Genomic DNA, 26,051 nt, shown 5'->3' with positions numbered 1-26,051 from the left:
CGCCAGTCACCCGGGTGAATGAACGGCGGGGGTGATGACGGTTAACCCCGCCGCGCGTCACGCTCACTGTATGAGCAGACCTGCGGAGGCCCAGGATGTCGCGCCGAGATCCACCGCCGCGATCACAAACTCCCCGGTTCGGACGCACAGCCCGATCGCCACTCCCTGCGGCATCGAACATCTCGATTTCTCGCCACAGTGTCAGCTGGCGTTCCTCGACAACGGTTTTCGGTGTGCGCGCCCGGCGGCGGCGTATGTGGAGTTTCACATGGTCGGTTACTGCAAACGCGACGATTGTGACGAGGATGGCAATGCCTGCGGTTTCGTGTGCGCGGACCATCTCGATGCGTTGGAGTACACGGCCGAGTGCACCGCACGGGAGCTACACCCCGCGAGTCCCGCGCGGCGGCTGTCCCGGCGCGTCGCTCGATGCCCGTCCTGCGATAGACCGATCCGATCTGCCACCGATATTCTGCAGGTCGTGGTGATGCTTTAGCCCGGCCCCCGGTGTCACCGGCACTGTGTCAGAGCAGATTTCGCTAACCAGCGTTCGGCGTCGAGGGAGGATGCGCAACCGCTGGCGGCCGCGGTGATGGCCTGCCGGTAGCGGCGGTCAACCAGGTCGCCGGCGGCGAATACGCCGTCGACCGAGGTGCGGCTGGTCCCTTCTCGAGTGAGGACATACCCGTGGGGATCGAGATCGACGATGCCCCCGAGCAGCTCCGAACGAGGGCCGTGCCCGATGGCCACGATCACCGCGGAAACCGGCAGATCGCGCTCGGCGCCGTCCACGTGCTGTCGCAGCCGCAGGCCAGTCACCCACCGCCGCCCTTGGACGGCGAGGACCGAGGTGTTGGTCAGGACGGTGACCTTGTCGTGCGCGCGCACCCGAGCGGTCGTGAGCGGCGATGCGCGAAAGGTATCGCGGTGATGAATGATGGTGATGCTGTGCGCGATCCCCGTCAGGAAGAGCGCCTCCTCCATGGCGGCGTCCCCTCCGCCGACGACGGCGACATCCTTGCCGCGCAACATCAACCCGGCATCCTTGGCGGTGGTACTGACGCCTCGGCCCCATAGCCTCTTCTCGCCGGGGATGCCAAGGGCCCGCGGGGCCGAACCCATGGCGAGGATGACGGCGCGGGAACGCCAGACCTTTCCGGCCGCCGCCACGGTCTTGACGCCACCGTCTAGCCGGAAATCATCGACATCGTCGGGGCGCAGCTGGGCGCCGAACCGTTTGGCCTGGGCACACATGTCCTGTACGAGAAGTGGCCCGCTGGTGCCCTCGCGGAAGCCTGGATAGTTCTCGACGACCGTGGTGGTCATCAGCGCCCCGCCACGCGAAGTCCCTTCGATCAGCACCGTGTCGAGCTGCGCTCGCGCCGCATAGATGCCTGCGGTGTACCCCGCCGGGCCCGATCCGACGATGACGACGTCATGGATGCGGGCCGGTGCCGGCACTGCGGGAGCGGACGGGAGAAACGTGCTAAAAGGTCTAAGCGACAACGACTCCGGCGTCGCGCTCACCGCGCACCCATATTCCCGTACCGCACGTGGGATTCAGCGCGCAACCGGTCGACCATGTGCGGGTAGTGCAGTTCGAAGGCGGGCCGCTCGGAGCGGATCCGGGGGAGTTCGGTGAAGTTGTGTCGTGGCGGCGGGCTCGAGGTGGCCCATTCCAGCGAGTTGCCGTGTCCCCATGGATCGTCGACGGTGACCGGTTCGCCGTACCGCCAGCTCTTGAACACATTCCACACGAACGGCAGCATCGAGAAGCCGAGGATGAACGCCCCGATCGTCGAGACGATGTTGAGCGGCTGGAAGCCGTCGGTGGGCAGGTAGTCGGAGTACCGGCGCGGCATGCCCATGCTGCCCAGCCAGTGCTGCACCAGGAACGTCGTGTGAAAGCCGATCAGCGTCAGCCAGAAATGAAGCTTGCCGAACCGCTCGTCGAGCAGCCGTCCGGTCATCTTCGGGAACCAGAAGTACACCCCGGCATAGGTGGCGAACACGATCGTGCCGAACAACACGTAGTGGAAGTGGGCGACCACGAAATAGGTGTCGGTGACGTGGAAGTCGATCGGAGGGCTGGCCAGCAGCACCCCGGACAACCCGCCCAGCAGGAACGTGACCAGGAAGCCCATCGCGAACAGCATCGGGGTCTCGAAGGTCAGCTGGCCCCTCCACATGGTGCCGATCCAGTTGACGAACTTGATCCCGGTGGGGACCGCGATCAAGAACGTCGTGAACGAGAAGAACGGCAGCAGCACCGCACCGGTGGCGTAGAGATGATGCGCCCACACCGCGATCGACAGCGCCCCGATGCTGATGGTGGCGTACACCATCGTGGAGTAGCCGAACAGGGGCTTGCGGGAAAACACCGGCACGACCTCGGTGATGATGCCGAAGAACGGCAGCGCGATGATGTAGACCTCGGGGTGGCCGAAGAACCAGAACAGGTGCTGCCATAGCAGGACTCCGCCGTTGGACGCGTCGAAGATGTGCGCGCCGAGGTGGCGGTCGGCGGCGGCGCCGAACAGCGCGGCCGTCAGCAACGGGAAAGCGACTATCACCATGATGCTCGTGACAAGGATGTTCCAGGTGAATACCGGCAAGCGGAACATCGTCATACCCGGTGCGCGCAGGCAGACCACCGTGGTGATCATGTTCACCCCGCCCAGGATGGTGCCCAGGCCGCCGACAATCAGCCCCAGGATCCACAGGTCGCCTCCGGCGCCCGGGGAATGGACCTCGTTGGAAAGCGGCGTGTAAGCCGTCCAGCCGAAATCCGCGGCGCCGCCCGGGGTGATGAATCCCGCCAGCGCGATGAGAGCACCAAACATGAAGAGCCAGAACGACAATGCGTTGAGCCGTGGGAAGGCGACATCGGGGGCGCCGATCTGCAAGGGCAGCACGAGGTTGGCGAACCCGAACACGATCGGGGTGGCATAAAACAGCAGCATCACCGTGCCGTGCATGGTGAACAGCTGGTTGTACTGCTCGTTCGACAAGAACTGCAGCCCAGGTGCGGCCAGCTCGGTACGGATGAACAGCGCCATCAGCCCGCCGACGAAGAAGAAGGCGAAGCAGGCGACGATGTACATGATCCCGATCAGCTTGTGATCGGTCGTGGTGATCAAACGGTAGATCAGGTTGCCCTTGGGCCCGACGCGCGCGGGAAACGCCCGTTGGGCGCGCAGCTCGCCCACCGGGGGTGCGTAGGCGGACATCAGATTGGTCTCCTAATGCTGGATCTGTCTCCCGCCTGCGGTCAACTGCGTCGGCGCCGGACGACCACGATCACCCATCGCGGGTCGCGTGCGCCGACGGCGACGTGACGTCGCGAAAGCCGCTGTGGTGGGGCAGCTTCCATCCTGGCCGGACGTAGTGGCACGTATAGCCCGACGGATACCGCTCGAGGTAGTCCTGGTGCTCGGGCTCCGCCTCCCAGAACTCGCCGGCCGGAGCCACTTCGGTGACCACCGTGCCGGGCCACAGTCCCGACTCGTCGACGTCGGCGATGGTGTCGAGCGCGATCCGCTTCTGCTCGTCGTCCAGATAGAAGATCGCTGAGCGGTAGCTGGTCCCGACGTCGTTGCCCTGGCGGTTCTTGGTGGTCGGGTCGTGGATCTGGAAGAAGAACTCCAGCAGCGTCCGATAATCGGTCTGGTCGGGGTCGTAAGTGACCTCGATGGCCTCGGCGTGGCCGGGATGGTTGCGATAGGTGGGGTGCGCGTTCTGGCCACCGGTGTAGCCGACCCGGGTGGACACCACACCGGGCTGCTTGCGGATCAGCTCCTGCATGCCCCAAAAGCATCCACCCGCCAGGACGGCAACCTTGTGTGTCATGACCGATGCTCGCTCACGGGTGCGCCGCCGCGTCGCTCCGCAGCCGTGTCGGAGAACAGGCTCAGGTATTGCCCGTAACCTTCGGCCTCGAGGTTGTCGCGGTGAATGAAACGCAGCGACGCCGAGTTGATGCAGTAGCGCAGGCCGCCTTTATCCCGGGGGCCGTCGCTGAAGACGTGCCCGAGGTGGCTGTCGCCGTGCGCCGAACGAACCTCGGTGCGTTCCATGAAGTGGCTGCGGTCGCTCTTCTCAACGACGTTGTCCGCGTCGATCGGCTGGGTGAAGCTGGGCCAGCCGGTGCCGCTCTCGAATTTGTCGACCGATGCGAACAGCGGCTCACCGGAGACGATGTCGACGTAGATGCCGGGTTCCTTGTTGGCCCAGTATTCGCCGGAGAATGGACGCTCGGTCCCGCTCTCCTGGGTAACGTGGTACTGCTCGGGACTCAGCGCGTCGACCGCCGCCGGGTCCTTGGTGTATTCGTGTGACACGGATGCTCCTTGGTGAGTGTGCTCGGTTGTCCGATTAGTTGCGGCCGGCCATGATGCCGCCGTCGACATTGAGGATCGCGCCCGTGACCCAGCTGGCCTGTTCGGAAAGCAGATAGGTGACGGCGTTGGCGACGTCGACGGGGGTGCCGACTCGTCCCAGCGGGTGAAGCGGCGCGAAAGTGTCTAGCGTGGCGTCGATTTCGTCCTTCGGGATAAAGCCTTCATACAGCGGGGTCTTGACAACCGCCGGCGCCACCGCATTGACGCGAATCTTGTGCTCCGCAAGCTCGATGGCCAGATTGTGGGTAAGGGCGTGCAGGCCGGCCTTTTGCATCGAATACGCAGACGATGGTGTCAAACCGATGGCCTGATGTGCCCACATGCTGCCGATGTTGACGATGGCCCCGCCCTCGCCCTTGGCGATCATGCCCGCAACGACGGTCTGTGTCAGGAAGAACAGCGCGTAGTTGAGCTCCATGTAGGAGTCATAGAACTGCTGGTCGTACTCGAGAAACGGCCTGGGGATGAAGAATCCCGCCGCGTTTACCAGCAAGGTCGCGTCGTCGTGCTGCTCGGACAGCGCACGCTGTACATCCGCGACGGCAGCGCGATCAGTCAGTTCGGCGGCGATGCCAAAAGCGTGGCGACGCCGGTTCGTCAGCTCAGCGACGGTGTCATCGACACGGTCCTTCGAACGTCCGATGATCACCGCGCTGCCGCCATGGTCGACGACATCGAGAGCGACCTGCCGGCCCATGCCCGCACTGCCGCCGACAACGATGACCTTCTTGCCGTCAAAGTGCATGTTCGGGTCCCTTCGTGGTTGTGTTTGACGGCTCCCCGCTGGGCCGCCGCGTCTAACGAGACTGCAACGTCGCGGGCTGAGCCGGCATCACCCCAGCTCCTTGTTCACCCGGGTGATTGGTGCGGAGTTGGGCGCGAGTCCTCGTCGGCGGCAACTTCGTCGGCGGGGAGTGTCAATGTGATTCGGCGACGACCGGCTGTTCGCGGGTCGCGTCAATGGCGTCCACCAACAGCCAGAGCGCTAAGCCGATGAGCGCGATGTCCTTCATCAAGAATTCGCCGTCGGCGGACAAGACGGGAAACCCACCCGCAGACGCCTCGCCGACCCCGGGCGTCGTGATCATGAAACTCAGCGTGGTGACGAAGAACAGAGAGGCGACTATCCCACCCACCACGGCGGCCTTCGGAGACCAGGGCTTGAGGGCCAAGAGCGCCGCCGTGACCAATTCTACCGTTCCGTTCAATCGGCCAAAGGCGTCGATGGACATGATTTCGTAGACCCAACTCAAGAAGGGGCTGTTGGCCACCCAATGCGAAATGCCGTGGGACTCATAGTAAGTGAATTTCATGGCGCCGAACCAGGCCAGGACTATAGCCAAACCGTAACGTGCGACGAGGGGCGCGATGACGTTTATTCGAGACTTTCCTGGCCCAGCAGTCATCATGGCGGTGGCCTCACTCTGCGACATGCGGTCTCCGTTCTGTGTGTCGGTCGCGGCTCAGATCAGCGACCACTATCTGCGCGCATGGGGTGAGTTGTCCTCATCCCTGGGTGCAATTCACCCGGGTGAGACGACGGTAAGCCGTTGCGGGGCATGCCGTTCAGTGCGCACAAGCCGGCTCCGGCAGGTCCAGATCGGCCTTCGTCAAACGGTAGACCTGTAGCGTGAGGTTGTAGTACTTGTCGGTCTCGCCGACCCACTCCATCCCCACTCGCCGGGCGGTAGCCACACCACGGCGGTTCTCCGGTCGCACGACTGCGAAGACCTCACTGATACCGGGGTTTTCGAATGCCTGATGGGCAACCGCGTGACCGGCTTCGGCGCCGTAACCGTAGCCCCAAGCGTTCGGGGACAGCTGCCACCCGATTTCCAGATCCGTGCCGCCCGGCGGCAGTGGAAGCAGGGCAACGCCCCCGATCACGTCTCCCGAGGTGTTGTCGGTGATCGCCCACCGGCCCAACGGCAGCCCGGTTGGATCGCTTTCGGCGATCCATGCCGCCAGGACGTGTCGCATTTCCATCGCGTCGACGATGGGGGGCAAGGCCGGGCACAGCCAACGCGCCACTTCGGGCGCACCGTAGATCGCATATGCGGCGAGATCGTCATCGAGTTCCCACGGCCGCAACACCAGCCGGGGTGTCTCGATGCGCCGCGTGCCCGCGTCCCAGTCGACGTGATAATGCTCAACCATTCCGGCCCCTAGCGTTGTCGTGTGTAGTGCCCAAACGTTGTGGGCGCGGTCCGATCCGTCAGTTCTCATTGACTCCCAGTGTGTTTGGCGTCTCGGCGCTGATGGCCGCGATGGCCTCCGCATCCTCCAGCACGACCTTTTTGGCGGCGAGCAGCACCGCGCGCACGTCGCCGGCGGGTATGACCGCGGCGCCGGAGGCGTCGGCGAAGACATAGTCGCCGGGACGGACCGCCACCCCCGCGATCACCACCGGGCGGTTCGCCTCGTACGGGGTGACGATGTCGCCGCCCGACCGCGTTGTCTCGCCGCGGCAATAGACGGCGAGGTCGTAGTGCGCCAGCTCGGCGAAGTCGCGCAGCTTCCCGTCCGCGAGAATGCCGGCGAGCCGATGGTTATGGACACGCGACAGCTTTGTCCCGCCGCCCAGCGACGCGTCGCTGCAGCCATTGCTGGCCAGGACGAGCACGCGCCCATCGGCGCCGCTTTCGATGGCGTCGTAGAACAACCTCTTGAAGTTGTAGCGCTCGGGCGGGAGGGCGGCCCGGCACGTCGGGAAGTAAGAGATGGTCACGGCGGGACCGAAGAGACGGCGGCCGGGTGTCGGGCTCACCAGGTCGAGGAGGTGACAACGATGCCGGTGCCGGCGCCCCATCGCGTCCACGATGTCGGCGGTGCGCACGCGACCGGCGAGTGCGTCGAGGGATGGCATCAGCGGTCCGGGATCGCGATACGCCAGGACTGGGCGCCACGGAAGTCGAGCCAGGTGTCCGTGCTCGTTTGCACGAGTCGGGCCAGGACGTCGTCGCAGCCCGGGCAGCGCACCACGATGCCGGGGCCTCGGTGGTAGACGTGGCTCTCGGCGAAGGCGGTGTTACGACAACATTTCCCGCAGGTCAGCGTTGCGGTGGTGACGTCGAATCCCAGCACTCCCGCGAAGGCGCCCGCGGCCGCGTTACCGTCGACGTGTGTCGGTTCGGTCATCATTCCTCGCTTCTGGATTAGTTGCTCGGCCCAAACCGCTCGGTCCGAATGGCTGACGGCTGATGCCCCCGCTCGATCAGCATTGCGGTCACCGATTCCACGAATCCCGTTGGGCCGCACACATAGATGCGCAACTCGTTGCGAGGTGCCCAGCGGGTCGGCGCGAAGTCAGCGGCACGCACCCGGCCGGACGGCCGCGTGGTGTGTGGCGCGGCCGAGCGGGTGTAGACCCGTGTGACCTCAAGCCAATCACATTCACGCTCGAGCCGCGCCAACTCTTTTGCGTAGTACACATCGGTAGGACTGCGCACCGAATAGATCAGCCGAAAGTGGGAGCTGCCCACCACTAGCCGCTGTCGCAGCATCGCCATCAACGGCACGATTCCCGATCCACCGCCGACGAGTAGAACCTCACCCCCCTCGTCGGGGCGCCAGACGAACCAGCCACCGATGGGGCCGCGCAATTCGATCTCGTCGCCGGCAGCGAGTCCGAGGAGATACGGCGAGACCTCGCCGTCGGAGATCCGCTGCACGGTGAGTTCGATGTGCTCACCGTCGGCCGGTCTGCTCAGCGAGTAGCTGCGTTGCGCGCTGTACCCGTCCTCGGCGGTCAATTTGAGATCGATGTGCTGGCCGGCCAGGTGGCCGCCCCAGCCGGGCACGGTCAGCCGGATCGTGCGCGCCGAATCGGTCTCGGGGTGAGAATTCACGACACTCGCGACCCGCCACCGTAGCGCCGGTTTCACGTCGACATCCACAGTCGCCGTCAATCCCCGGCGTAGCGTTGTTCTCGCCACGGGTCCCCGTAGTTGTGGTAGCCCAACCCTTCCCAGAAGCCCGGTATGTCGCTGTCGCGCAACTCAATGGATCTCACCCACTTCGCGGACTTCCAGAAATACAGGTGCGGCACCAGCAGCCGTGCCGGGCCGCCGTGCACCGGGCTGAGCGGGGCGCCGTCGTAGGCGTAGACGATCCACGCCCTGCCGCCGAGAAGGTCGCGCAGCGGGAGGTTGGTGGTATAGCCGCCGTAGCAACCGACCAGTGCGAATTCGGCGGCCGTGTCGATCCCTTCGAAAAGAGTGTCCACAGCTACGCCCTCCCACATGGTGTTCAGCTTGGACCACGTGGTGACGCAGTGGATGTCGACGGTGGGCCGCTCGCTGGGCAATTGCCTCAACTGGGCCCAGGTCCACACGCGTTCGGTGCCATGCTCGTCGCGGATTGTGAACCGCCAGCGATCGAGGTCGATGCGCGGAGTCGGTCCCGCCTGCAGCACGGGGAAGTCCGCGGTCAGATGCTGACCGGGCGGCAACTCGACGACCGACTCGGCGCGACGCCCGCGAAAGCCCTTGTTGACGACAGTCATTGGTGTCCTCCTGGCAGCAGATTTGGGGGAGCGGGATAGGACCCGAGCAATTGCCGCCAGGATGCTACGAATTTGGCGACGCCGTCATCTTCGAGCGTCCTCACAACGTCCTTGAGTTCCACGCCGGCTGCGCCGATGTTGTCGAGCACGGCTCGGGCGTCGGCGGCCGTCCCGGTGATGGAGTCGCCGCTGATCACGCCATGATCGGCAAGTGCCTCCAAGGTTTTTTCCGGGATGGTGCTGACAGTGTGTGGTGCGACCAGCTCGGTGATGTACATGGTGTCGGGATAGGCGGGGTTTTTCACCCCGGTGGAGGCCCACAGCGGGCGCTGCACATGGGCGCCGTCGTAGCCGAGCGCGGCGTAGCGGTGTCCGGCTTGGAACACCTCCTGGTATGCGGCATAAGCGAGCCGGGCGGTGGCGATTCCGGCACGTCCGCGCAGTTCCATGGCTGCCTCGGTGCCGATCGTCTCCAGCCGCTGGTCGATCTCGGTGTCGATGCGGGAGACGAACAGGGATGCCACGGAATGGATTTGGGTGAGGTCTTTGCCGGCGCGCTGCGCCGCCTCCAGCCCGGCCAGGTAGGCGTTCATCACCGCACGATGGCGCTCGACCGAGAAGATGAGGGTCACGTTGACTGAAATGCCCTCGGCCACAGTGGCGGTGATCGCGGACATACCGGCCGACGTCGCGGGGATCTTGATGAACAGATTCGGCCGATCGACGATCTTCCACAGCTCGACGGCTTGACTGACCGTCTTGTCGGCGTCGTGGGCTGCCCTCGGGTCCACCTCGATGGACACCCGTCCGTCGACGCCAGCGGAGGCTTCCCATTGGGGGCGCAGGACGTCGCACGCTTGCCGGACGTCGTCGGTGATGACGGTGCGGATCGCCGATTCGGCGTCGGCGCCGCGTTCGGCCAGTGCGGTGATCTGCCGATCGTAGGCATGGCCATGTGAGATCGCCCGCTGGAAGATCGAGGGATTGGTGGTGACGCCGACTACGCTTCTGGTGTCGATCAGCCGCTGCAGGTTGCCGGACACCAGACGGTCGCGGGACAGGTCGTCCAACCAAACCGACACCCCCGCCGCCGAAAGCGCGGCCAGGGTTGGGTCTTGCATCATTTGACTGCGGCCTCCTGCCGATGTCGGCGGCTACGCGCTGTTCGTGCGGTGACGAGCGAGGCGGCGAACGCGACGACCGGCCAGTACGCGCCGGCCAGCATCCGCCGGTCCCGCGTCGTCAAGCTAATGCGGCGCGCTGTTTGCGTCACAGATCCTCCGTTACCAGGCCTTCATAGAGCGTTGTTTGCACCACCGCGCGTGCAAGCCCGTTGCTGCGGAACTCATTCCCGCCCGGTCGATGGCCAGGTTGTGTATGGGCACCTGCCGGGTGGTGTTCTGAGCGTGGCCCGGACCCGGCCAAGCCGTCATCACCCTCCAGCACCATTCACCCGGGTGATAATGCTCAAGCTGGACGGACGGTTAGACCCCTCAAGGGTGTGTCCAGTGATTGCGGCACGAATCGCAGCTCCGCGGCGCCAAAGGACACACCGAAGCGGGCGCACCACAGAATGACGCTGCCGACTCCGGCGGTGTCGACATGGCTACTCGTGTGTCACTCAGCCAGACGCGCAGCTGCGGACCCAACGTGGCATGGAGATTGTCCAGCCGCAGTATCCGTGACCCGTCGGGCAAGGTCGCCAGCCGCGCAGCACCGCTGGTTGGGTGGATGTGGCTGGTGAATTCTCCTAACTGGGTGGTCTGAGCTCCTGGCGGCGGCATCTCATCGATTGTGGTCTTGATCAACAACTTCCACGGTGCCAGCCACCACACGGCGGCAGGCAGTGCGCCCAGGACAAGGGTCGCCCGGGCCACGGGCCGCGGCGCCAACCACTGTGCGGCGTCAGTCCAGATCATCGTGCGCTATCAGCCGCCTGGCCGCCTCGGTGATCGAGCCGGACAGCGACGGGTAGATCGCGAGCGTCTGCGCCAGCCCGTCGACCGTGATGCGATTCTGCACGGCCACGGCGATCGGCAGGATCAGCTCCGAGGCGATCGGGGAGACCACCACACCGCCGATCACGACGCCGGTGGCCTGTTGGCAGAAGAGTTTGACGAAGCCATGACGCAGCTCCGACATCTTGGCGCGCGCATTGGTTTCGAGTGGCAGCATGATGGTCCGGGCCGGCACCGAGCCGTCGTCGATCGCCGTCTGCGGCACGCCGACCGCGGCGATCTCGGGACGCGTGAATACCGTGGCCGCGACGGTGCGCAGCCGGATCGGACTAACCGCCTCGCCCAGCGCGTGATACATCGCGATCCGGCCCTGCATCGCGGCGACCGAGGCCAACGGCAACAGGCCGGTGCAATCCCCGGCGGCATAGATCCCGGGAACCGACGTCCGTGACACCCGGTCTACGGTCAGGTGGTTGCCGCGCCCCAGCTCGATGCCCACCCGCTCCAGGCCCAGGCCGTCGGTGTTGGGGGTCGATCCGATCGTCATCAGGGCGTGGCTGCCCTCAACGGTGCGGCCGTCGGTCATCGTCACCACGACTCCGCCCTCGGTGCGGACAACCGATTGCGCGCGTGCGTTTTTGACGAGTTTGACGCCGCGTTCGGCAAACGATTCCTCCAGTACCCATGCGGCGTCGGCATCCTCGTAGGGCAGCACCCGGTCCCGGCTGGCCACGACGGTCACCGCGGCACCGAGTTCGGCGTACGCGTTGGCGAACTCGGCGCCGGTGACGCCCGAGCCGACGACGATGAGGTGCTCGGGCAGCGCGGTCAGGTCGTAAAGCTGGCGCCAGGTCACGATGCGCTCGTCGTCGGGCTGCGCCGAGGGCAGGATTCGCGGGCTGGCGCCGGTCGCGACCAATACGACGTCGGCATCTCGCACCATCGCGGTGCCGTCGGGCTTGGTCACCTTGACGCAGTGGCGCGCCAGCCCGGGAGTCGCGTCGATCAGCTCACCGCGACCGGCGATCAGCTCGACGCCCATGCTGAGCAGGTCGGCGGTGATGTCGGCGGACTGGGCGGCCGCCAATGTCTTGACCCGCTGGTGGATTTCGGGCAACGAGATCTCCGCGTCGGCGATACCGATGTCCAAGCTCAGAGGCGCCCGGCGCAGTTCGGTGCGCAGCCCGGTGGAGGCGATGAACGTCTTTGACGGCACGCAGTCGCACAGCACGGCCGCACCGCCGATACCGTCGGCGTCCACGATGCTCACCCGTGCCACCTCAGGCCCTCGGGCGGCGGCGACCAGTGCCGCCTCGTAACCGGCCGGGCCCCCGCCGAGGATCACAATGCGGGTCGGCACAGCTCGAACCTCACCATCCGGCCGGACGACAGGTCATCAAAAACGCCATCCACCACCGGCGTTCGTGTCTTCATCGCCGATGATATGGATGGCGGCTTCCTCAGCCGACGCGGCGCCACCGTCAATGCCGACGTCGTAGGCAAGGTAATCCGTAGCCGGATCCGTAGGGTCTACGTCGAAGGCGACGAGCCGGCCCGCGCGCATGCCGCCGACCTGATCGTCGATCGGCTCGCCATCGCTGTCAGCGCTATCACCGATTCCGTCGCCGTCCCACTGGTCGGTCACGTCCGGCAGCTCACGGGCCAGCCGGCGCGCCAGACTTTCGTGGGTGCGCGCTTCCCTCGCGGTGAGACCCCACGCCCGCAATTCCCGCGGGCTTTCCGGGGGTGAGTAGCCCTCGTCCAGGTCGATGCCCGTCTGTTCAGAGTCCACGCTTTCTTCCGGCTCGAGCAGGTGGGCCCCGACGTCGTCGAATTCAGAAATCCCCATCAGCGCCGTCTCCATTCCTTATCTGCAAGGTCGCACTCGCGAAGCGAAGCCGTGCGCCCGCCCGGTGGTTGCCTCAACCGAGCGCCTCGACAAGATCGCGGCAGGCTCGTTCACAGCGACGGCATACCTCGGCGCACATGCGGCAATGCTCGTGTTTCGCCGCGTGCTTGTCGCACTCGTCCCCGCTTGTCTTACAGGCGACGGCGCACGTTTGGAGCACCGTCCTGGTCAAGTTGGCGTCATAGCCCGTGTGCCGGGACAGCACGCGCCCGGTTGTCGCGCAGACATCCGCGCAGTCAAGGCAGGTACGGATGCATTTGGTCAAGTGGTTGACGTCGTCTTCACTGAGGCAGGCGTCTGCACACGCTGTGCACGCCTGGTCGCATTCAAAACACGCGTCGATACATGCGACCAGCTGTCTCGATCGATCCGGCCTAGATCGCGGGGATAGGTCTCCAGCATTCTCCTGGCGGCGTTCACTACGTCCTCCTTGTCAGGTTCCTCCTTGTTGGAGGCTGTCTCACACAACAGAACACGGCTGCGTAGCTGTAGACATCAAAAGCATGGCGTGCAAACGGGTGAACTGTCCTCGCCCACCTGAGTGCCTCACCCGGGTGATAAAATGACGTGACGAATCCGCCGAACCCACTACCCAAGATCACCACTGACGGGGCGCGACCGGTCTGGCGGGTCAGGCGCTCCTAAACCGCCTCGGGCTGCCGCGGGCGAATGATGGCCAGCATCCTGCGCAGCTGCGGCTCCTCTGGGCTGCCGGCGTAGCCATTCAGCCATCCGGTCAACTTCGAGTGTATCGCCACCGGCAACGCCGTACGGGTTGCCAGGAGGGAGGTGAGGATGCGTTTGATCACGAGATACCCTTCGCCGCAGCCTAATTCGACGAAGACAACCGTGCGCTCATAGCCGGTCAGACACGAATTCACCGCGTCGACCAGTAACCACGCCATGTCCTCGTCGGAGATGCTCGACGGCTCAACCGTGGGGCGCGGTTGCGCCACCGAACCACGACTCGGGAACCTCCGTGTCTTCGACGACACCAATCGGGCCTGGGGCCTGATAGCGGCAGTAAGCATGTCCTGGTCCCTTTCCGGTTTCCTGGCGGCGGCTGGGCGTGGTTCATTAACGGCTTTGTCAGACAAGGTGATTCGTGACCGGGCACATCTGGTGCGGTGCCCGCGGATGGGCTAAAACAGTCCGAGTTCTCGCGCCCGGCTGACCGCCGCGCCGCGGTGCTCAACGCCGAGCTTGCGGTAAATGGCGCGCTGGTGGGTCTTCACGGTATTGAGCGAGACGTAGAGCCGCTCACCGATCTCGCGTCGCGATAGCCGGGTGGCGAGCAGGCGAAGAACCTCAACCTCTTTGGGGGTCAGTTCCTCGGCGACCACGCTCCGTTCGTTGCGCGGACTCACCGCGACTCCCGCGTTGCGCTCGGCCGAGGCGAGCAGCGTCGGGGCGATGCCGGCATCGGCGCAACCACGCACCAGGGTGCCGGCCTCTTCGAGGCTCGCCTTGGCGGTCTGGTGGTCGCCGAGCCGCTCGGAGATCTCCGCCCTCACCAACTGCGCCTTGGCCACCTCGAGGATCGCACCACTTTGGCGGGCCGACATGACGGCCATGTCCGCGGCGGCCACCGCCGCAAGCGCGTCACCGCTTTTGGCGAGGAGTTCGGCCGTGGCCAGCGACACCATCACGTCCACCAGATGTTCCGCATCGGCCAGGTCTCGGGGGCTGCCCGAAGCCTCCCGGATCTGATGCTCGGCATCCGCGAGCTCACCCCGTTCGGCCGAGATCAGCGCCAGATAGCCCAACGAGGAACTGCGGGCGCGACGATCGCCCACCTTCTCGGCAAGCTGCACGGCCCGCCGGAAGGCGGCTTGCGCCTCGGGGACATCGCCCGAAAAGTACAGCGCGGCACCATAAATGCAATAGGCGCTCGGTCGGCCCAGCGGTGCTTCGCCGAAATCGAGGGTGGTCGCCCGGCGAGCCCCCTCGAGCGCGGCAGCAACGTCAGCCGTCTTGAATGAGTGAACCGCGCGCAACACGGCGGCTTGCGCGCTGATGGCGCGACCATCCGCGGTATCGTCCGCGGATCGCGCCTCGACCGCCTCGATCCACTCGGCGGCGTCATCGAGTTGACCGACGCTGAGGGCGATCCACGCGCGGGCGACGCTCAGGCGCGGATCCTCTAAGACGGTTTCCTCGGGAAGTAGATCCAGGTAGCCGGAGATGGTCGACAGGCCGCCGCCGTTGAATTCGTCGACCCAGTCCGCGGCGATCAGGTCAGCGCTGCGCGCGGTGTCGCCGGCGGCGAGCAGGTGGCGCAGCGCCTCATCGATGAGTCCCTCGGCCTCGAACCACGTCGCGGCTCGCCGGTGCAGATCGGCGACGAGATCAGGCTCGGTGCGGCGCAGCTCGGTGCGCAGCAGCTCACCGAACAGCTGGTGATAGCGATACCAGTGACGCGACGTGTCCAGTGGCACCACGAACAGGTTTTCGCGCTCGATCTTTTGCAGGACCGCGGCCGAGCCAGACGTTTGCAGCACCGCGTCGCACAGCGCACCGCTGAGTCGTCCCAGGACCGACGTGCGGAGCAAAAAACTACGCAGGTTCGGTGGCTGCCCGTCGAGCACCTCGGCCATCAAGTAGTCGACGATATGACGGTTGTCGCCTGCGAACGTCTTGATGAACGTTGCGGTGTCAGCACGCCCGGCAAGCGAGAGGGCGGCAAGATAGAGGCCGGCAGCCCATCCTTCGGTGCGGCGGTGCAACAGTTGAATATCCGTGGGCGCCAAGCCCAGCCCGAGGACATCGTTCAGCAGGTGGTCCGCCTCGGTCGGCCCGAAACGTAAGTCGTCCGTTCGCACCTCGGCGAGCTCGCCGCTGGCCCTCAGCCGAGCCAGCGGCAACATCGGATCGGCTCGGGTGGCCAACACCAGGTGAAGATTCGCCGGCATCCGGCTGATGAAGAAGGCAAGCTGCTCATGCATCGCTCGGCCTACCACCAGATGGTAGTCATCGAGAATGAGCACGACGGGGCTAGGGATCGTGTCCAGATCGTTGAGCAGGGTAGGCAGCACGACTTGCACTGGATCGGCACCCATCGCCAGGAGTTCGACCGCGCGAATCCCCAGCCCGGGACTGACTTTCTGCAGCGCGGCGACCACGTACATCCAAAACCACACCGGGTCGTTGTCGGAGGAATCGAGCGACAGCCAGGCGAACCGCCCATCCCCACCCATCGCCCACTGCGCCAGCAATGTCGTCTTGCCCCAACCCGCCGGCGCACTCAACAGGGTCAGCTTGCGGGTACGCCCCGCCGACAATGCGTCCAGCAGGGCCGCCCGGTGAACCAGCTGCGCCCCCATGGCCGGGACGTGCAGCTTGGTGGCGAGCAGGACTGCGCGCGCACCGGCTTGTCCGACGCCGTTGTCGCTGCGCCCTGCTGAGCCGCTCATGTCCGCACTCCGCGAATCCGTCGAATCCCGCAGCCGGGCGGGGAAACTCGGCGGTGACGCGTCCTGGGTGGCCGCCCTGTCGGCATCCCAGTTTGTCCTTGCGGGGCCGCCCGGGCTCGTTCTGCTCGGTAATCGCGGCGACTCTATTGAATCAGATGCGCCGTCCGGAAATGCCGCGGGCGCACGCCGGCGGTGCCCGTTTGGGCCGGCGGACCCGCGTCCCGCCAAGGGCTCAATGGTTGTCTCATGAGCCGCGCTCATGCTGTGCCCGCTCACCGCACTTCTCCTGTTTTCACCGAAGCCTCTACTCCTGCAACCCACTGCACCGCCGCGCCCGGATGCTGAACCTCTCAAGGGAGGTGACTGAGCGTCTCAACGCGAGACTTCGGGGCACGCGGGCCGGCGGCCCGCCATCGTCTGCGCCGTGCTCATGGACGTCGGGACACCAACACGTAGCCACCCACGCCGAAGACCACCGGCATCATCATCAACATTCCCAACAGTGTGCTCATCATCGTCTTCTCGACCCTCTGCGCGTTTGCCCTCCGGCGCCGGGCCCTGGTTGGGTCGCGGCGATCCAAAGCGCAATGACTACGTTGGCACCGCGGGAACCGCGCCACCATCGCCCGGCGGGTGATGTTTAGGGCCGGGTCGGTGTATGCCTAGTGGCCTTGGGCTTTGACGGATTGGTCAATCCGGGCGGCGCATGAGTTGCGTCAGTTGAGCGCGGGACGTGATCCCGAGTTTGGCGAAGGCATTGTGAAGATGCGTTTTCACCGTGTGAGGGGAGAGGTGCAGTTGCTGCGCGACCGCGCGGTTGGTCGCGCCGTCGGCGATCAGATGGACGACGGTGAGTTCGGAGTCGGTGAGGCTGTCCAGGCCCGTTTTCGCCCGCGGGTGTGTGACGATGCGCCGTTCCACGCCCAACCCGCGCAGCGCGCGACCGACCCGGCGGGCATCGGCGGTCGCCCCGCACTCGATGTAGGTGTCGAACGCGGCGTTCAGTTGTTCGAGCGCCTCGGCATTGCGCTGCGCGCGAGCCAGTTCGCCGCCGGCATCCTCGGCGGCGCTGGCGTACAGAAGCGGCCGCGGCGACGCGTGCAGCAACTCCGCGGCAGCCACCAATGCCTGGGCATCGTGTTCGAGGATCCCGCGGGCGTACCCGGCCACCGCCGCGAACAGCGGCACCGCGGGCCGGTCACGCTCGAGCACCTCGGTGGCCTGCAGGACCCGCGCGCGTAAACCGGCATCACCGGCGGCCGAGGCCACCCGCGCACCCAAGATCAGGCGAGCCAACGCGTGGGGGAAAAACGGTGTCGCCAGCAGGATGACGTCGCCGAGCCAGCGCATCGCGTCATGAATGTCGTCGCGCTGCCACGCCGCCCGCGCGAGCACATACGCCGATCCGCGACGAATGCCGGCGGAGCCAGTGGAATGGGCGTCGCGCGCGTCATTGACCATCTGTTGCAACAAGTTCCGGTCATCGGTGTGGGCCGCCACCTCGGCGAGAATCACCGTGCGGAGTACGTCGTGCTCGGTCGCCCCCGTCCGCTGCGGTGGCGGAAGGCATTCCGTCGCATCGCGAGCGGCCGACAGCCGGCCCGCAGCGAGGTGGACGAGCCCACTGAAGACGGCCCACAAGGCGAGCGCCATCGCGTTGCCTTCCCGACCGGCTTGCCCGATGCCCTGCGCAACCTGGGCCGTCGCGTCGTCCAACCGGCCGACCACTGCCAGCAGGTTTGCGTTGTACATTCCGGCATAGGCATGCGCCAACGCCGTTTCATTCGTGTGGGCGAGCGGGCAAAGCTCTTCGAAACGGCGCAGTGCGCGGGCCGTATACCCCTCACCGGCATCGAGCAAAGCGTGGGTGACGCCGGCCATGATCGTGGCCTCGAGATCACCGGTGGCGGCCGCGGCCGCGGCCGCCTCGTCGGCGGCCTCGCGCCGTTGCCCACCTTCGTCGAACACCAGGTTGTACGCCAGCCACGCTAGATGCCGCGCCCGGGTGATCTCGCTGAGTCCGCTCAACTCGAGCGCCCGCCGATTCTCCTCCACACGCCGCTGGTCAGTGTGCTTGGTGTGCACGGGAAGTCGCAGCCGGATCTCGGCCTCTACTTCGGGCGACGCCGCGCCCGAGAGCGCCGCGACGGCCAATTCTTCGGCCTCGCCGTGGCGGCCGGCCCGGTTGAGCCACCCCACCGTTTCCGCGACCAGGGATCCATGCTCGGCGTCGTCGGCGGGCAACAGCCCCAGTGCGCGCTTGCTCAGGTCCGCGGCCGCGCTCGCGTCGCCGCGGCCAACCGATTGGGCGGCGTGGCGCAGAGCGTCGATCGCCTCCCGGTCTCCCGGCTCGGCGCTGCGCGCCAGCTGGGTGGCTACCTCGGCCGGCGCCGCGCCCATCCCCAGCATGACCGACGCCGACTGGCGCTCCATCGCCCGGCGCAGCGACTGCGGCAAGGACTGTCGGGTGGCCTCGCGCAGCAAGTCGTGCCGAAACCTCAGCTGCTCACCGTCTTCGATGAAAAGATCCGCGCGCACCGCCTCCTCGAGCGCCGAGAGCAACGACGTCGGCGAACGTTCCAGCATCGCGGCCAGCAAGCCGGCCGAGAACCGGTCCGGCAGCACCGCGGCCACCCGGACCACTTCTGATGCACCTTCGGAGAGCAGGTCCAGCCGTTGCTGCATACTGGCGCCCAGCCGTCGCGGCAGCTCATGTCCGGTGGCCACCGCGTGCCCGCCGGTAACGCTCAGTCGGTCCTCCTCGCCGAGCCCCCTGACGAGCTCGCTGACCAAAAACGGATTTCCGTGCGCCTTGGCGGCCAGATTCAACAGTGACACATCGGCTTTCGCCCGCACGGCGTCACAAACCATGTCGGCGACCGCATCCGGCGCGATGGCCCCCAGTCGCAGGAATGTGGCATGCGCGCGGTGCAGCACCGACAACGTCTCTTGCACCGCTGGCCCGCCGGCCCCGGTGCGGGCGGTCAATATCCACAACACCGCCGCATCCGGCCGCGCGGTGGCCAGCGAACGCAGCGCCAGCAGCGTGCCGTTATCGGCCCAGTGAATGTCCTCCAACACAATCACCAGCGGGGTCTGTGCGGCCGCGGCGTGAATCGCGTCGGCCAAATCGTGCACCACCCAGTAGCGCAGGTCGGCCGATCCGCCCAGGCGGCGCAACGCCTCGGCGTCTCCCACCGGGGGATCGGCGTTGAGCGTGGCCATGAACAGCGAGAAAAACGGCACCGTCTGCTGGTACTCGAACGCCTCACCGAACAAGGTGCGCACCCCGCTGTGGTCGGCCAGCGCCAACACTTCGGTGAGCAACCGACTCTTCCCGATGCCGGGCGGGCCCTCGATGACCAGCACGCCCCCGCGGCCCCGCGCCAGCGCGGTAACCAGTGCGCCGATCATTTTCAGCTCGTCTGCCCGCCCTCGAAGCGGCGGAGTGGACAGCCTTGGGCCGCCGACATCGAATAGGCCGGTGGAAGGCCCCATCGGGTGTGTGTCCTATCTACCGTTTACCGGACTGCCATTGGAGTGCACGTCATTGTAGGCCCGCGCACGCCATCTATCCGATTTGCTGCCGGTCAATCAGCGCCGCGCATGAGCTGCGCCAATTGGGCGCGGGAACTGACGCCGAGCTTGGCAAATGCGTTGTGGACGTGGGTCTTCACCGTGTGGGGGGAGAGGTGCAGCTCGGTAGCGACGTCGCGGTTGGTCGCGCCCTGTGCGATGAGGTTGACGACAGTGAGTTCGGAGTCGGTGAGGCTGCCCCAGCCTGATTTTGCTCGCGGGCTGACGATCCGCCGCTCCACGCCCAATCCACGCAGCGCGCGGCCGACCCGGCGGGCATCGGCAATCGCTTCACACGCGATGTAGGTGTCGAATGCCGCGTTCAGCTCGTCGAGCGCCTCGGCGTTGCGCTGTGCGCGACTCAGCTCGCCGCCGGCGTCCTCGGCAGCGCCAGCGTAGAGAAGCGGCCGCGACGACGAGTGGAGCGCACTCGCCACCGCCACCAACGCATCGGCATCGCGCTCGAGGATCCCGCGGATGTGCTCGGCGACGGTGGAGAAGAACCGAACCCCGGGCCGCTCGCGTTCGAGCACGTCAACGACGGCCAGGAGACGCGCCCGCAACCCGGCATCACCGGCAGCCGAAGCCACGCGCGCGGTCAAGGTCAGCTGATCAAAGACGATCGGCAAGACGGGTGTCACGAGCAGCGGGATATCGCCGCCGAGCCACCGCACCGCCTCATGGACGTCGTCGCGCTGCCACGCCGCCAGCCCCAGCGCGGCCGCGGCCCCGCGACGTACGGCAGGTGTACCGCTGGAGTAGGCATCGCGTGCCTCACTCATCGTCTCTAGCAACAACGTTCGGTCGTCGGTGCGGGCCGCCACCTCCGCCAGGGTGAACATGCGCATCGCGGTTACGAAGGTCGACCCCGTTCGCTCCGGCGTGGGCAGCCACTCGATGGCGGCGCGGGCAGCCGACAATCTGCCGGCGGCCGCCTGTACGACCCCCGCCGTCAGGGCCCAGATGTGAAGCGCCATGCCGTCGCGTTCTTGCTTGGATTTCTCTGTGCACTTGTCGACGAGCGCCGCAGCATCGTTCAACCGTCCGACCACCGCGAGCAGGTTTGCTAGGTGGCATGCGGCGAGATTGTGAGCGGTCATGTCGCCCGCGGGGGTCAGGGCTTGCAGTTGCTCAACCCGGTAAAGGGCGCGGCCGGCGTACCCGTCCGCGCAGTCGAGGCAGGCAAGTGCTACTCCGGATAGGATGCTCGACTCGAGATCGCCGGTGGATGCGGCGGCGGCCGCCGCCTCGTTGGCTGCCGCGCTGTCCTGTCCCTGTTGGCCGTACATCGCCATGTTGTACGCCAGCCACGCCTGATGTCGTGCCCGGGTCACGTCGCTGAGGTGAGGCAGTTGAAGTGCGCGGCGGTTGTCTTCGATGTGTCGCGTTGTCGTATCGGTGATCGGTGTCCGGAGCCGGAGAAGAATCTTGGCCTCTTCTTCGGGCGCCAGCGCGGCAGACAGGGTGGTGTCGGCCAATCTTTCCGCCTCTTCGTAGCGGGTGGCCCGATTGAGCAGCACGATCGTCTCTGTGACGAGTGACGCGCGTCCTGAGTCTTGGGCGGGTTGGAGTTCCAACGCGCGCTTGCTCAAGTCCGACGCGGCGCCCGGATCGCTATAGGCCAGAGACTGTGCGGCTTCGCGGAGTGCGGCGATCGCCGCCTGATCGCCCACCTCCGCGCTGCGGGCGAGCTGGGTGGCGACCTCCTGCGGCGCCGCGCCCATGTCCAGCATGACGCTCGCCGATTGCCGCTCCATCGCTCGGCGCAGCGACCGGGGCAACGACTGCCGCGTCGCTTCGCGCAGCAGATCATGACGGAACCTCATCTGATCACCGTCTTCGATGAGCAGGTCGGCGCGGACCGCCTCTTCGACCGCCGACACCAGGGCGGCCGGGCGGCGTTCCAGCATGGCGGCGAGCAGCCGGGCCGAGAATCGGTCAGGCAGTACTGCCGCGACCCGCACGACTTGGCTGGCGGCGGGGGAGAGTTGATCGAGTCGTTGCTGCATGGTGTGGCTGAGCCGTCGCGGCAACGAATCTCCCGTGGCGAGCGCGCGGCCATCGCTGACGTCGAGCCGGCCCTCCTCGTCCAGTCCGCGCAGCAGCTCCGTCAGCAGGAAGGGGTTGCCGTGCGCCTTATCGGCCAGATTCAGCAGCGACGCATCCGCGTTGGCTCGCACGGCGTCTTGCACGATGTCTGCGACCGCGCTCGGTGTCATGGCAGTCAACCGCAGAAAGGTGGCATCCTCGCGTTCCAGCGCGGTCAGCGTCTCGCGAACGGCCGGACCGCCGGCCCCGGTTCGCGTGGCAAGGATCCACAGCACCGGGGCGTCGGGTCGCGTTGCGGCCAGCGACCGCAGCGCCAGCAGGGTGGCGTTGTCGGCCCAATGGATGTCCTCGAGGAGGATCGCCAGGGGCGTTCGGGACGCGGTGGCATGGATGGCCGCTTGCAGATCGCGCACCACCCAGTAGCTGAGATCGGCCGATGTGCCCAAGCGGCGCAACGCCTCCGCATCCCCGACGGGGGGATCCGCGCGCAGTGTCGCCATGAACAGCGGGAAAAACGGCACCGTCTGCTGGTACTCGAACGCCTCGCCGAAGAGTGCACGGACGGTTGCCTTCTCGGCGCGCGCCAAGACCTCGGTCAACAAGCGGCTCTTGCCGATGCCCGGTGGTCCCTCGATGACCAGTACGCCCCCACGCCCCTGAGCGAGCGCCGCGATCAGCGCATCGATCGCCCTCAGCTCGCTCGCCCGCCCGCGGATCGGCGGCGTGCGCAGCTGCCCCGACGCATTCGCGGCACTCACGCGAACCGCCACCCGCCGACGTGTTGTGGGCGGGCGGGAGACGTCCAAGTTGTGTAATCCACTGTTCTCGCCACCGTTAGCGCTGGCAGTCAGTGTAGGCATGTTCTTCGGCCCCACCTGCTGTGTTTCGCGTTCGATTGAATCAACGCACTCAGCAATCACACCCGGTGCACGTCCCCTTTTGCTGGCGGGCGCTAGCCCCAAGGACCTCATCATTTTCTCGTGATCCGCGCTCATGCTGTGCCCGCTCACCGTATTTCTCCTCTCGGGATCGATGTATCGGCTCCTGCCAACTCATGACATCGCTGCGCGCGGATGGTGAGCGTCTCAACATGAGGTGAATGGGTGTCTCAAATTGAGACGACGGCGGACGGTCCGTCATGGTCTTTCCGCTTGGCTTCGGACGGGTGTATCGGTTCATCCGAGCAACGCACCCGTCGCGCGCGTAGGGTAATCGCCGAAGTCGATAAAAGTTTGCTGTCTGCAGCGAAGGGACACCCAGTCTCCGGCCGCGGTCGGCGGGTGTCAGCCGCCGCTCCGCGACGGTGACCCGGAGTCGAGGTAGTTGGGGATGGGTTCACAGGCGCGCCGCACGGCCGAACTCGAGCAGGCCAAGGAAACGTTCCTGCCCGTGGAGTCCCTTGACGTGATTCGCTCAGTCGATGAGGACATTCTGCGCCCCGGTGTCCTCGATTCGTGGCGTCGGTCCCGGGCCCTGCAAGTCCACCCCGACCGGGTCGAGCTGCCCTTTGTGCGCGAACCCAACAGGGGTTCGCGCCTGGTGCGCGCGGCTGCGCCGGTGCTGGAGCGGGTCACCTTTGACCTGGCCGCGCAGGATGTCAGCGTCGTCCTGACGTCGGCTGACGGTGTGGTCGTCGATCGGACCGCTGCGGCAGTCCCCATCCTCGACGCGTTGGACACGGTGAGCCTCGCACCGGGCTATAGCTTGGCCGAAGAGGTGGCGGGCACCAACGGGATCGGCACGGCTCTGGAAACCGGACAGCCCACATTCATCGGTGGCAGCGAGCACTACGTGGCTATGTTCACCGGTTTTGCGTGCGCGGGGTCACCGATCCGTGATCCCGTAACGGGCAGAGTCATCGGAGCCGTCAATCTGAGCTGTCTCGCAGACCGATCCGATCCACTGCTGCTCGCGCTGGCTACCAGCGCCAGTCGCCACATCGAGGATCGCTTGCGCGTGGTGGCTCATGAGAGCGAGACGGCACTTCTGGAAGCCTATCTGCAGCAGGCACGGCGATGTTCGGCCGGCGTGTTGGCGATCGGTGGCGATGTCGTGTTGATGAATCCCTACCTGCGTCGCACGCTCGACGGGGACGAGCAGACCGCGCTGCTTGAACACGCCTCGGATCTGCTCACGTCCACCCTGTCGGGCACGGCGCTGGTTGTGCTGCCGAGGGGACACATCGCCAAAATCACCGCCGCCGACCGGTCGACGACACGCGCCGGCCGCCTCAACGTCGTTTTCCGCGTTGATCTTTCCGGCGAGACCGGCTCGCAATCGCGTCGAACGGGCCGCCTTGCGTCCACGTACATCCCCGGCTTGGTCGGTCGCAATAGCGCCTGGCTGCATTGCTGCCAGCAGGTCCGGCAGTGCTGCCGCGACCGAGAATGGGTGATGATCGAGGGTGAGAAGGGATCCGGCCGGGCAAAGCTGGCGCAGGCGGTGGGGCAGCATGTGAAGCCGGACCGAACGATTCGCGTGATGCGCAGCGAAAGCTTCGGGAGCGCGGCATCTTTCGTCGCCGAGCTGGCGACACTGGCCGCCGATGACGACTTCGCGGTGGTGATCGCCGACGTGGATGACATCGACGAGGACATACTCGAAGCGATCGTGCCGATGCTGGCCGCGCGCGCAGGTCGGGGGTGGATCGCGGCCACCACAAGTTCCGCGGCTCCTGCTGCACCGATCAAACAGTTACTGCCGCTGTTCACCCATACCGTCACCGTGCCCGCGTTGCGACACAGGATTGACGACCTCGAGGAACTCGTGCCCCTGCTGCTGCGCGAGATCACCCGGGGCGCCGATGTGACGCTGGCGCCCGAGGCCATGCGGCAGCTGAGCAGGTTGCCGTGGCCGGGCAACGTCTCGCAGCTGCGCCGGGTCCTGACCGACACCGTTGCCCGCCAACGATCCGGCATTATCGGCGTCGACAAGTTGCCGCCGGAGTGCCGGTCCGTCACACGACGCAAGCTGACTCGGATGGAGGCTCTGGAGCGCGATGCGATTGTCCGCAGCCTTCAGGACAGCGGCGGCAACAAACAAGAGGCCGCACGCGCCCTGGGAATGTCACGTGCGACCATCTACCGCAAGATCAACGATTACGGCATCGCGTAACGGCCTTGCGCTTGTCGGCCGAAAAGCATTGGCCCGCAGTCATCATCAGGAAGCGCCGCGTCCCTCGGCCGTTGCTGGCCAAGTTCCGGCTCGCCAAAGCGCCGGGCGCGTCGCGGGCGCCCCGCCCGGCTGCGGCAACGCGATGAGCCGCTGACCGCCTCTTCGATTCGCACCGCGCATCCTCTCGGCAAATGGGTGGCTCACCCACGTGCGGGGGATGACGTCGCGAATACACCACCTTGAGCGACGTTCGCTGACAGCTCGTGACGCTCCCAATGCCAGGCAAATCACCCGGGTGAATCAGTTCGCCGGGCGATGACCACTCATCCCACGTCGGTTAATGCTGACTTAACAACTGGCGAGCGGACGGTACGTGGAGTCCACCACGTTTCGGGGATCGGCATTCAGGCCGCATGAGCGAGCAACGGGTCGGGGTGAAGGTGGACAACCTCGCTGTGTCGATCACCGCGGAACCGCCACCGCCACGAAGTGGAGAAAACACATGAAGCCCCGCCAATTTCAACGACCGCCAACCGAATACGGCTCCGGCGCCACGCGAACACCATGGCTGCTGCATCGATTACGGGGCGCCGCCGCATCTGCCCGGCATTGGGCGCGCCGCAATGGAGAGGCCGGGACGGGCGCCATCCCGGCGATCGAGGACCAACTTCACGCGCTGCAGCCCATCTGCAGTGCCCAGGGGCTGGCGACCGGCACCACATGCGGTGCGCCGGCGGTGGCGGTCGCCGAGATACACGCCATCGACGGATGCGACCAAATGGGGCTCAGCCCGGACGGTGACCTCGTCGAAACGCTCTGCCAACACTGCCTGGCCACTGTGCGATGGGCGATGGCGACCTACGTAGGTGACAAACGCGAGATGGCGTCGCGCTGCGGCACCCGCCCGGTGTGTGCGACCTGCGGGCGTTCCACCGGATACCTGCGCAGCGTCTTCGCTGTGCGCCCGATCGGGTCCGAGGGATTGTCATGATGACCCGGGTACGCGTTGCCTCCGTGTTGGTGGCTGTGGTGGCCGGTGATTATGCGCTTCTCACATTGGTCAATGGTCGACTCACCGATTTCGGCGTCACCGCCGGCATCTGGGTGGGGTGCTCGACCGCGGCGGGG

20 protein-coding genes and 2 pseudogenes are annotated in these 26,051 nt (G+C 66.2%); 3 read left to right on the top strand and 19 right to left on the bottom strand.

The annotated features are described in order from the left end of the window. The first annotated feature begins 70 nt into the window (after positions 1-70). Positions 71-496 (top strand): hypothetical protein, encoded by a 426-nt coding sequence (locus W7U_RS25585; protein WP_241767548.1) that lies wholly within the window; start codon positions 71-73, stop codon positions 494-496. A 14-nt stretch (positions 497-510) separates the two neighbouring features. Here the strand turns inward: W7U_RS25585 and W7U_RS11505 are convergent, their stop codons facing one another. From W7U_RS11505 to W7U_RS11420, 19 genes and pseudogenes are all read right to left on the bottom strand, one after another. Then, positions 511-1,461, bottom strand: coding sequence for an FAD-dependent oxidoreductase (locus W7U_RS11505; RefSeq protein ID WP_008258080.1), 951 nt, complete (start codon positions 1,459-1,461; stop codon positions 511-513). Between the two features lie 62 nt (positions 1,462-1,523). After that, positions 1,524-3,230, bottom strand: coding sequence for a cytochrome c oxidase subunit I (gene ctaD / locus W7U_RS11500; protein WP_008258078.1), 1,707 nt, complete (start codon positions 3,228-3,230; stop codon positions 1,524-1,526). A gap of 70 nt (positions 3,231-3,300) precedes the next feature. Continuing rightward, the gene (gene msrA, locus W7U_RS11495) at positions 3,301-3,849 is read right to left on the bottom strand and encodes a peptide-methionine (S)-S-oxide reductase MsrA (protein WP_036429001.1); all 549 of its coding nucleotides are present in this window, start codon (positions 3,847-3,849) and stop codon (positions 3,301-3,303) included. Then, entirely contained in the window at positions 3,846-4,340 is a 495-nt protein-coding gene (gene msrB, locus W7U_RS11490) for a peptide-methionine (R)-S-oxide reductase MsrB (protein ID WP_008258068.1), read from the bottom strand. The genes msrA and msrB overlap by 4 nt, the downstream gene beginning before the upstream one ends. Before the next feature lie 34 nt (positions 4,341-4,374). Next, a complete protein-coding gene (locus W7U_RS11485) occupies positions 4,375-5,145 on the bottom strand; it encodes an SDR family oxidoreductase (RefSeq protein ID WP_008258067.1) in 771 nt (256 codons plus the stop codon). Between the two features lie 172 nt (positions 5,146-5,317). Then, complete coding sequence (locus W7U_RS11480; RefSeq protein ID WP_008258066.1) at positions 5,318-5,833, bottom strand: DUF417 family protein; 516 nt, start codon at positions 5,831-5,833, stop codon at positions 5,318-5,320. Between the two features lie 133 nt (positions 5,834-5,966). Further along, complete coding sequence (locus tag W7U_RS11475; RefSeq protein ID WP_008258065.1) at positions 5,967-6,557, bottom strand: GNAT family N-acetyltransferase; 591 nt, start codon at positions 6,555-6,557, stop codon at positions 5,967-5,969. A 58-nt stretch (positions 6,558-6,615) separates the two neighbouring features. Continuing rightward, positions 6,616-7,236 carry an RraA family protein gene (locus W7U_RS11470; protein ID WP_020822933.1) on the bottom strand — a complete coding sequence of 207 codons (621 nt, stop codon included), beginning with the start codon at positions 7,234-7,236 and terminating at the stop codon, positions 6,616-6,618. Between the two features lie 29 nt (positions 7,237-7,265). Then, a complete protein-coding gene (locus W7U_RS11465; RefSeq protein WP_008258062.1) occupies positions 7,266-7,538 on the bottom strand; it encodes a DUF6510 family protein in 273 nt (90 codons plus the stop codon). A 17-nt stretch (positions 7,539-7,555) separates the two neighbouring features. Further along, positions 7,556-8,296, bottom strand: a complete 741-nt coding sequence (locus W7U_RS11460; RefSeq protein WP_008258060.1) for a ferredoxin reductase — start codon at positions 8,294-8,296, stop codon at positions 7,556-7,558. An 8-nt stretch (positions 8,297-8,304) separates the two neighbouring features. Continuing rightward, on the bottom strand, positions 8,305-8,904 hold the full coding sequence (locus W7U_RS11455) for a sulfite oxidase-like oxidoreductase (protein WP_008258058.1): 600 nt from the start codon (positions 8,902-8,904) through the stop codon (positions 8,305-8,307). Further along, the gene (gene tal, locus W7U_RS11450) at positions 8,901-10,028 is read right to left on the bottom strand and encodes a transaldolase (protein WP_008258056.1); all 1,128 of its coding nucleotides are present in this window, start codon (positions 10,026-10,028) and stop codon (positions 8,901-8,903) included. Before tal ends, W7U_RS11455 begins: the two co-directional genes overlap by 4 nt. A 762-nt stretch (positions 10,029-10,790) precedes the next feature. After that, positions 10,791-12,222 (bottom strand): annotated as a pseudogene (locus W7U_RS11445) (NAD(P)H-quinone dehydrogenase); the annotation flags it as partial. Positions 12,223-12,258: 36 nt separating this feature from the next. Next, positions 12,259-12,726, bottom strand: coding sequence for a DUF5709 domain-containing protein (locus W7U_RS11440; RefSeq protein WP_008258051.1), 468 nt, complete (start codon positions 12,724-12,726; stop codon positions 12,259-12,261). A 58-nt stretch (positions 12,727-12,784) separates the two neighbouring features. Then, a pseudogene (locus W7U_RS25575) lies at positions 12,785-13,173 on the bottom strand (four-helix bundle copper-binding protein). Between the two features lie 239 nt (positions 13,174-13,412). Continuing rightward, on the bottom strand, positions 13,413-13,727 hold the full coding sequence (locus tag W7U_RS11435) for a hypothetical protein (protein WP_008258049.1): 315 nt from the start codon (positions 13,725-13,727) through the stop codon (positions 13,413-13,415). A gap of 186 nt (positions 13,728-13,913) precedes the next feature. After that, entirely contained in the window at positions 13,914-16,184 is a 2,271-nt protein-coding gene (locus W7U_RS11430; RefSeq protein WP_008258047.1) for a LuxR C-terminal-related transcriptional regulator, read from the bottom strand. 690 nt (positions 16,185-16,874) lie between these two features. After that, positions 16,875-19,682, bottom strand: coding sequence for a LuxR family transcriptional regulator (locus tag W7U_RS11425; RefSeq protein WP_036429000.1), 2,808 nt, complete (start codon positions 19,680-19,682; stop codon positions 16,875-16,877). Between the two features lie 92 nt (positions 19,683-19,774). Beyond that, entirely contained in the window at positions 19,775-22,567 is a 2,793-nt protein-coding gene (locus tag W7U_RS11420) for a LuxR family transcriptional regulator (RefSeq protein ID WP_008258043.1), read from the bottom strand. 571 nt (positions 22,568-23,138) lie between these two features. Between W7U_RS11420 and W7U_RS11415 the strand changes: the two genes are divergently transcribed. Together W7U_RS11415 and W7U_RS11410 are read left to right on the top strand one after the other, a co-directional pair. Next, complete coding sequence (locus W7U_RS11415) at positions 23,139-24,923, top strand: helix-turn-helix domain-containing protein (protein ID WP_008258042.1); 1,785 nt, start codon at positions 23,139-23,141, stop codon at positions 24,921-24,923. Between the two features lie 502 nt (positions 24,924-25,425). After that, positions 25,426-25,914 carry a hypothetical protein gene (locus W7U_RS11410; RefSeq protein ID WP_008258040.1) on the top strand — a complete coding sequence of 163 codons (489 nt, stop codon included), beginning with the start codon at positions 25,426-25,428 and terminating at the stop codon, positions 25,912-25,914. Positions 25,915-26,051: the final 137 nt, after the last annotated feature.

Source organism: Mycobacterium sp. H4Y (assembly GCF_000364405.1).
GTDB classification, from domain to species: Bacteria; Actinomycetota; Actinomycetes; order Mycobacteriales; family Mycobacteriaceae; genus Mycobacterium; species Mycobacterium intracellulare.
The sequence above is the reverse complement of the archived record's forward strand: the minus strand, read 5'-3'. Positions and strand labels throughout refer to the sequence as shown.

Bases quoted from the DNA above. Each gene is read 5' to 3' on its own strand.
- W7U_RS11415 (WP_008258042.1), top strand. From the start codon at position 23,139: ATGGGTTCACAGGCGCGCCGCACGGCCGAACTCGAGCAGGCCAAGGAA.
- W7U_RS11440 (WP_008258051.1), bottom strand. From the start codon at position 12,726: ATGGAGACGGCGCTGATGGGGATTTCTGAATTCGACGACGTCGGGGCC.
- W7U_RS25585 (WP_241767548.1), top strand. From the start codon at position 71: ATGAGCAGACCTGCGGAGGCCCAGGATGTCGCGCCGAGATCCACCGCC.
- ctaD (WP_008258078.1), bottom strand. From the start codon at position 3,230: ATGTCCGCCTACGCACCCCCGGTGGGCGAGCTGCGCGCCCAACGGGCG.
- W7U_RS11485 (WP_008258067.1), bottom strand. From the start codon at position 5,145: ATGCACTTTGACGGCAAGAAGGTCATCGTTGTCGGCGGCAGTGCGGGC.
- W7U_RS11480 (WP_008258066.1), bottom strand. From the start codon at position 5,833: ATGTCGCAGAGTGAGGCCACCGCCATGATGACTGCTGGGCCAGGAAAG.
- W7U_RS11410 (WP_008258040.1), top strand. From the start codon at position 25,426: ATGAAGCCCCGCCAATTTCAACGACCGCCAACCGAATACGGCTCCGGC.
- W7U_RS11425 (WP_036429000.1), bottom strand. From the start codon at position 19,682: ATGGGGCCTTCCACCGGCCTATTCGATGTCGGCGGCCCAAGGCTGTCC.
- tal (WP_008258056.1), bottom strand. From the start codon at position 10,028: ATGATGCAAGACCCAACCCTGGCCGCGCTTTCGGCGGCGGGGGTGTCG.
- W7U_RS11465 (WP_008258062.1), bottom strand. From the start codon at position 7,538: ATGACCGAACCGACACACGTCGACGGTAACGCGGCCGCGGGCGCCTTC.
- W7U_RS11430 (WP_008258047.1), bottom strand. From the start codon at position 16,184: ATGAGCGGCTCAGCAGGGCGCAGCGACAACGGCGTCGGACAAGCCGGT.
- W7U_RS11455 (WP_008258058.1), bottom strand. From the start codon at position 8,904: ATGACTGTCGTCAACAAGGGCTTTCGCGGGCGTCGCGCCGAGTCGGTC.
- msrA (WP_036429001.1), bottom strand. From the start codon at position 3,849: ATGACACACAAGGTTGCCGTCCTGGCGGGTGGATGCTTTTGGGGCATG.
- W7U_RS11475 (WP_008258065.1), bottom strand. From the start codon at position 6,557: ATGGTTGAGCATTATCACGTCGACTGGGACGCGGGCACGCGGCGCATC.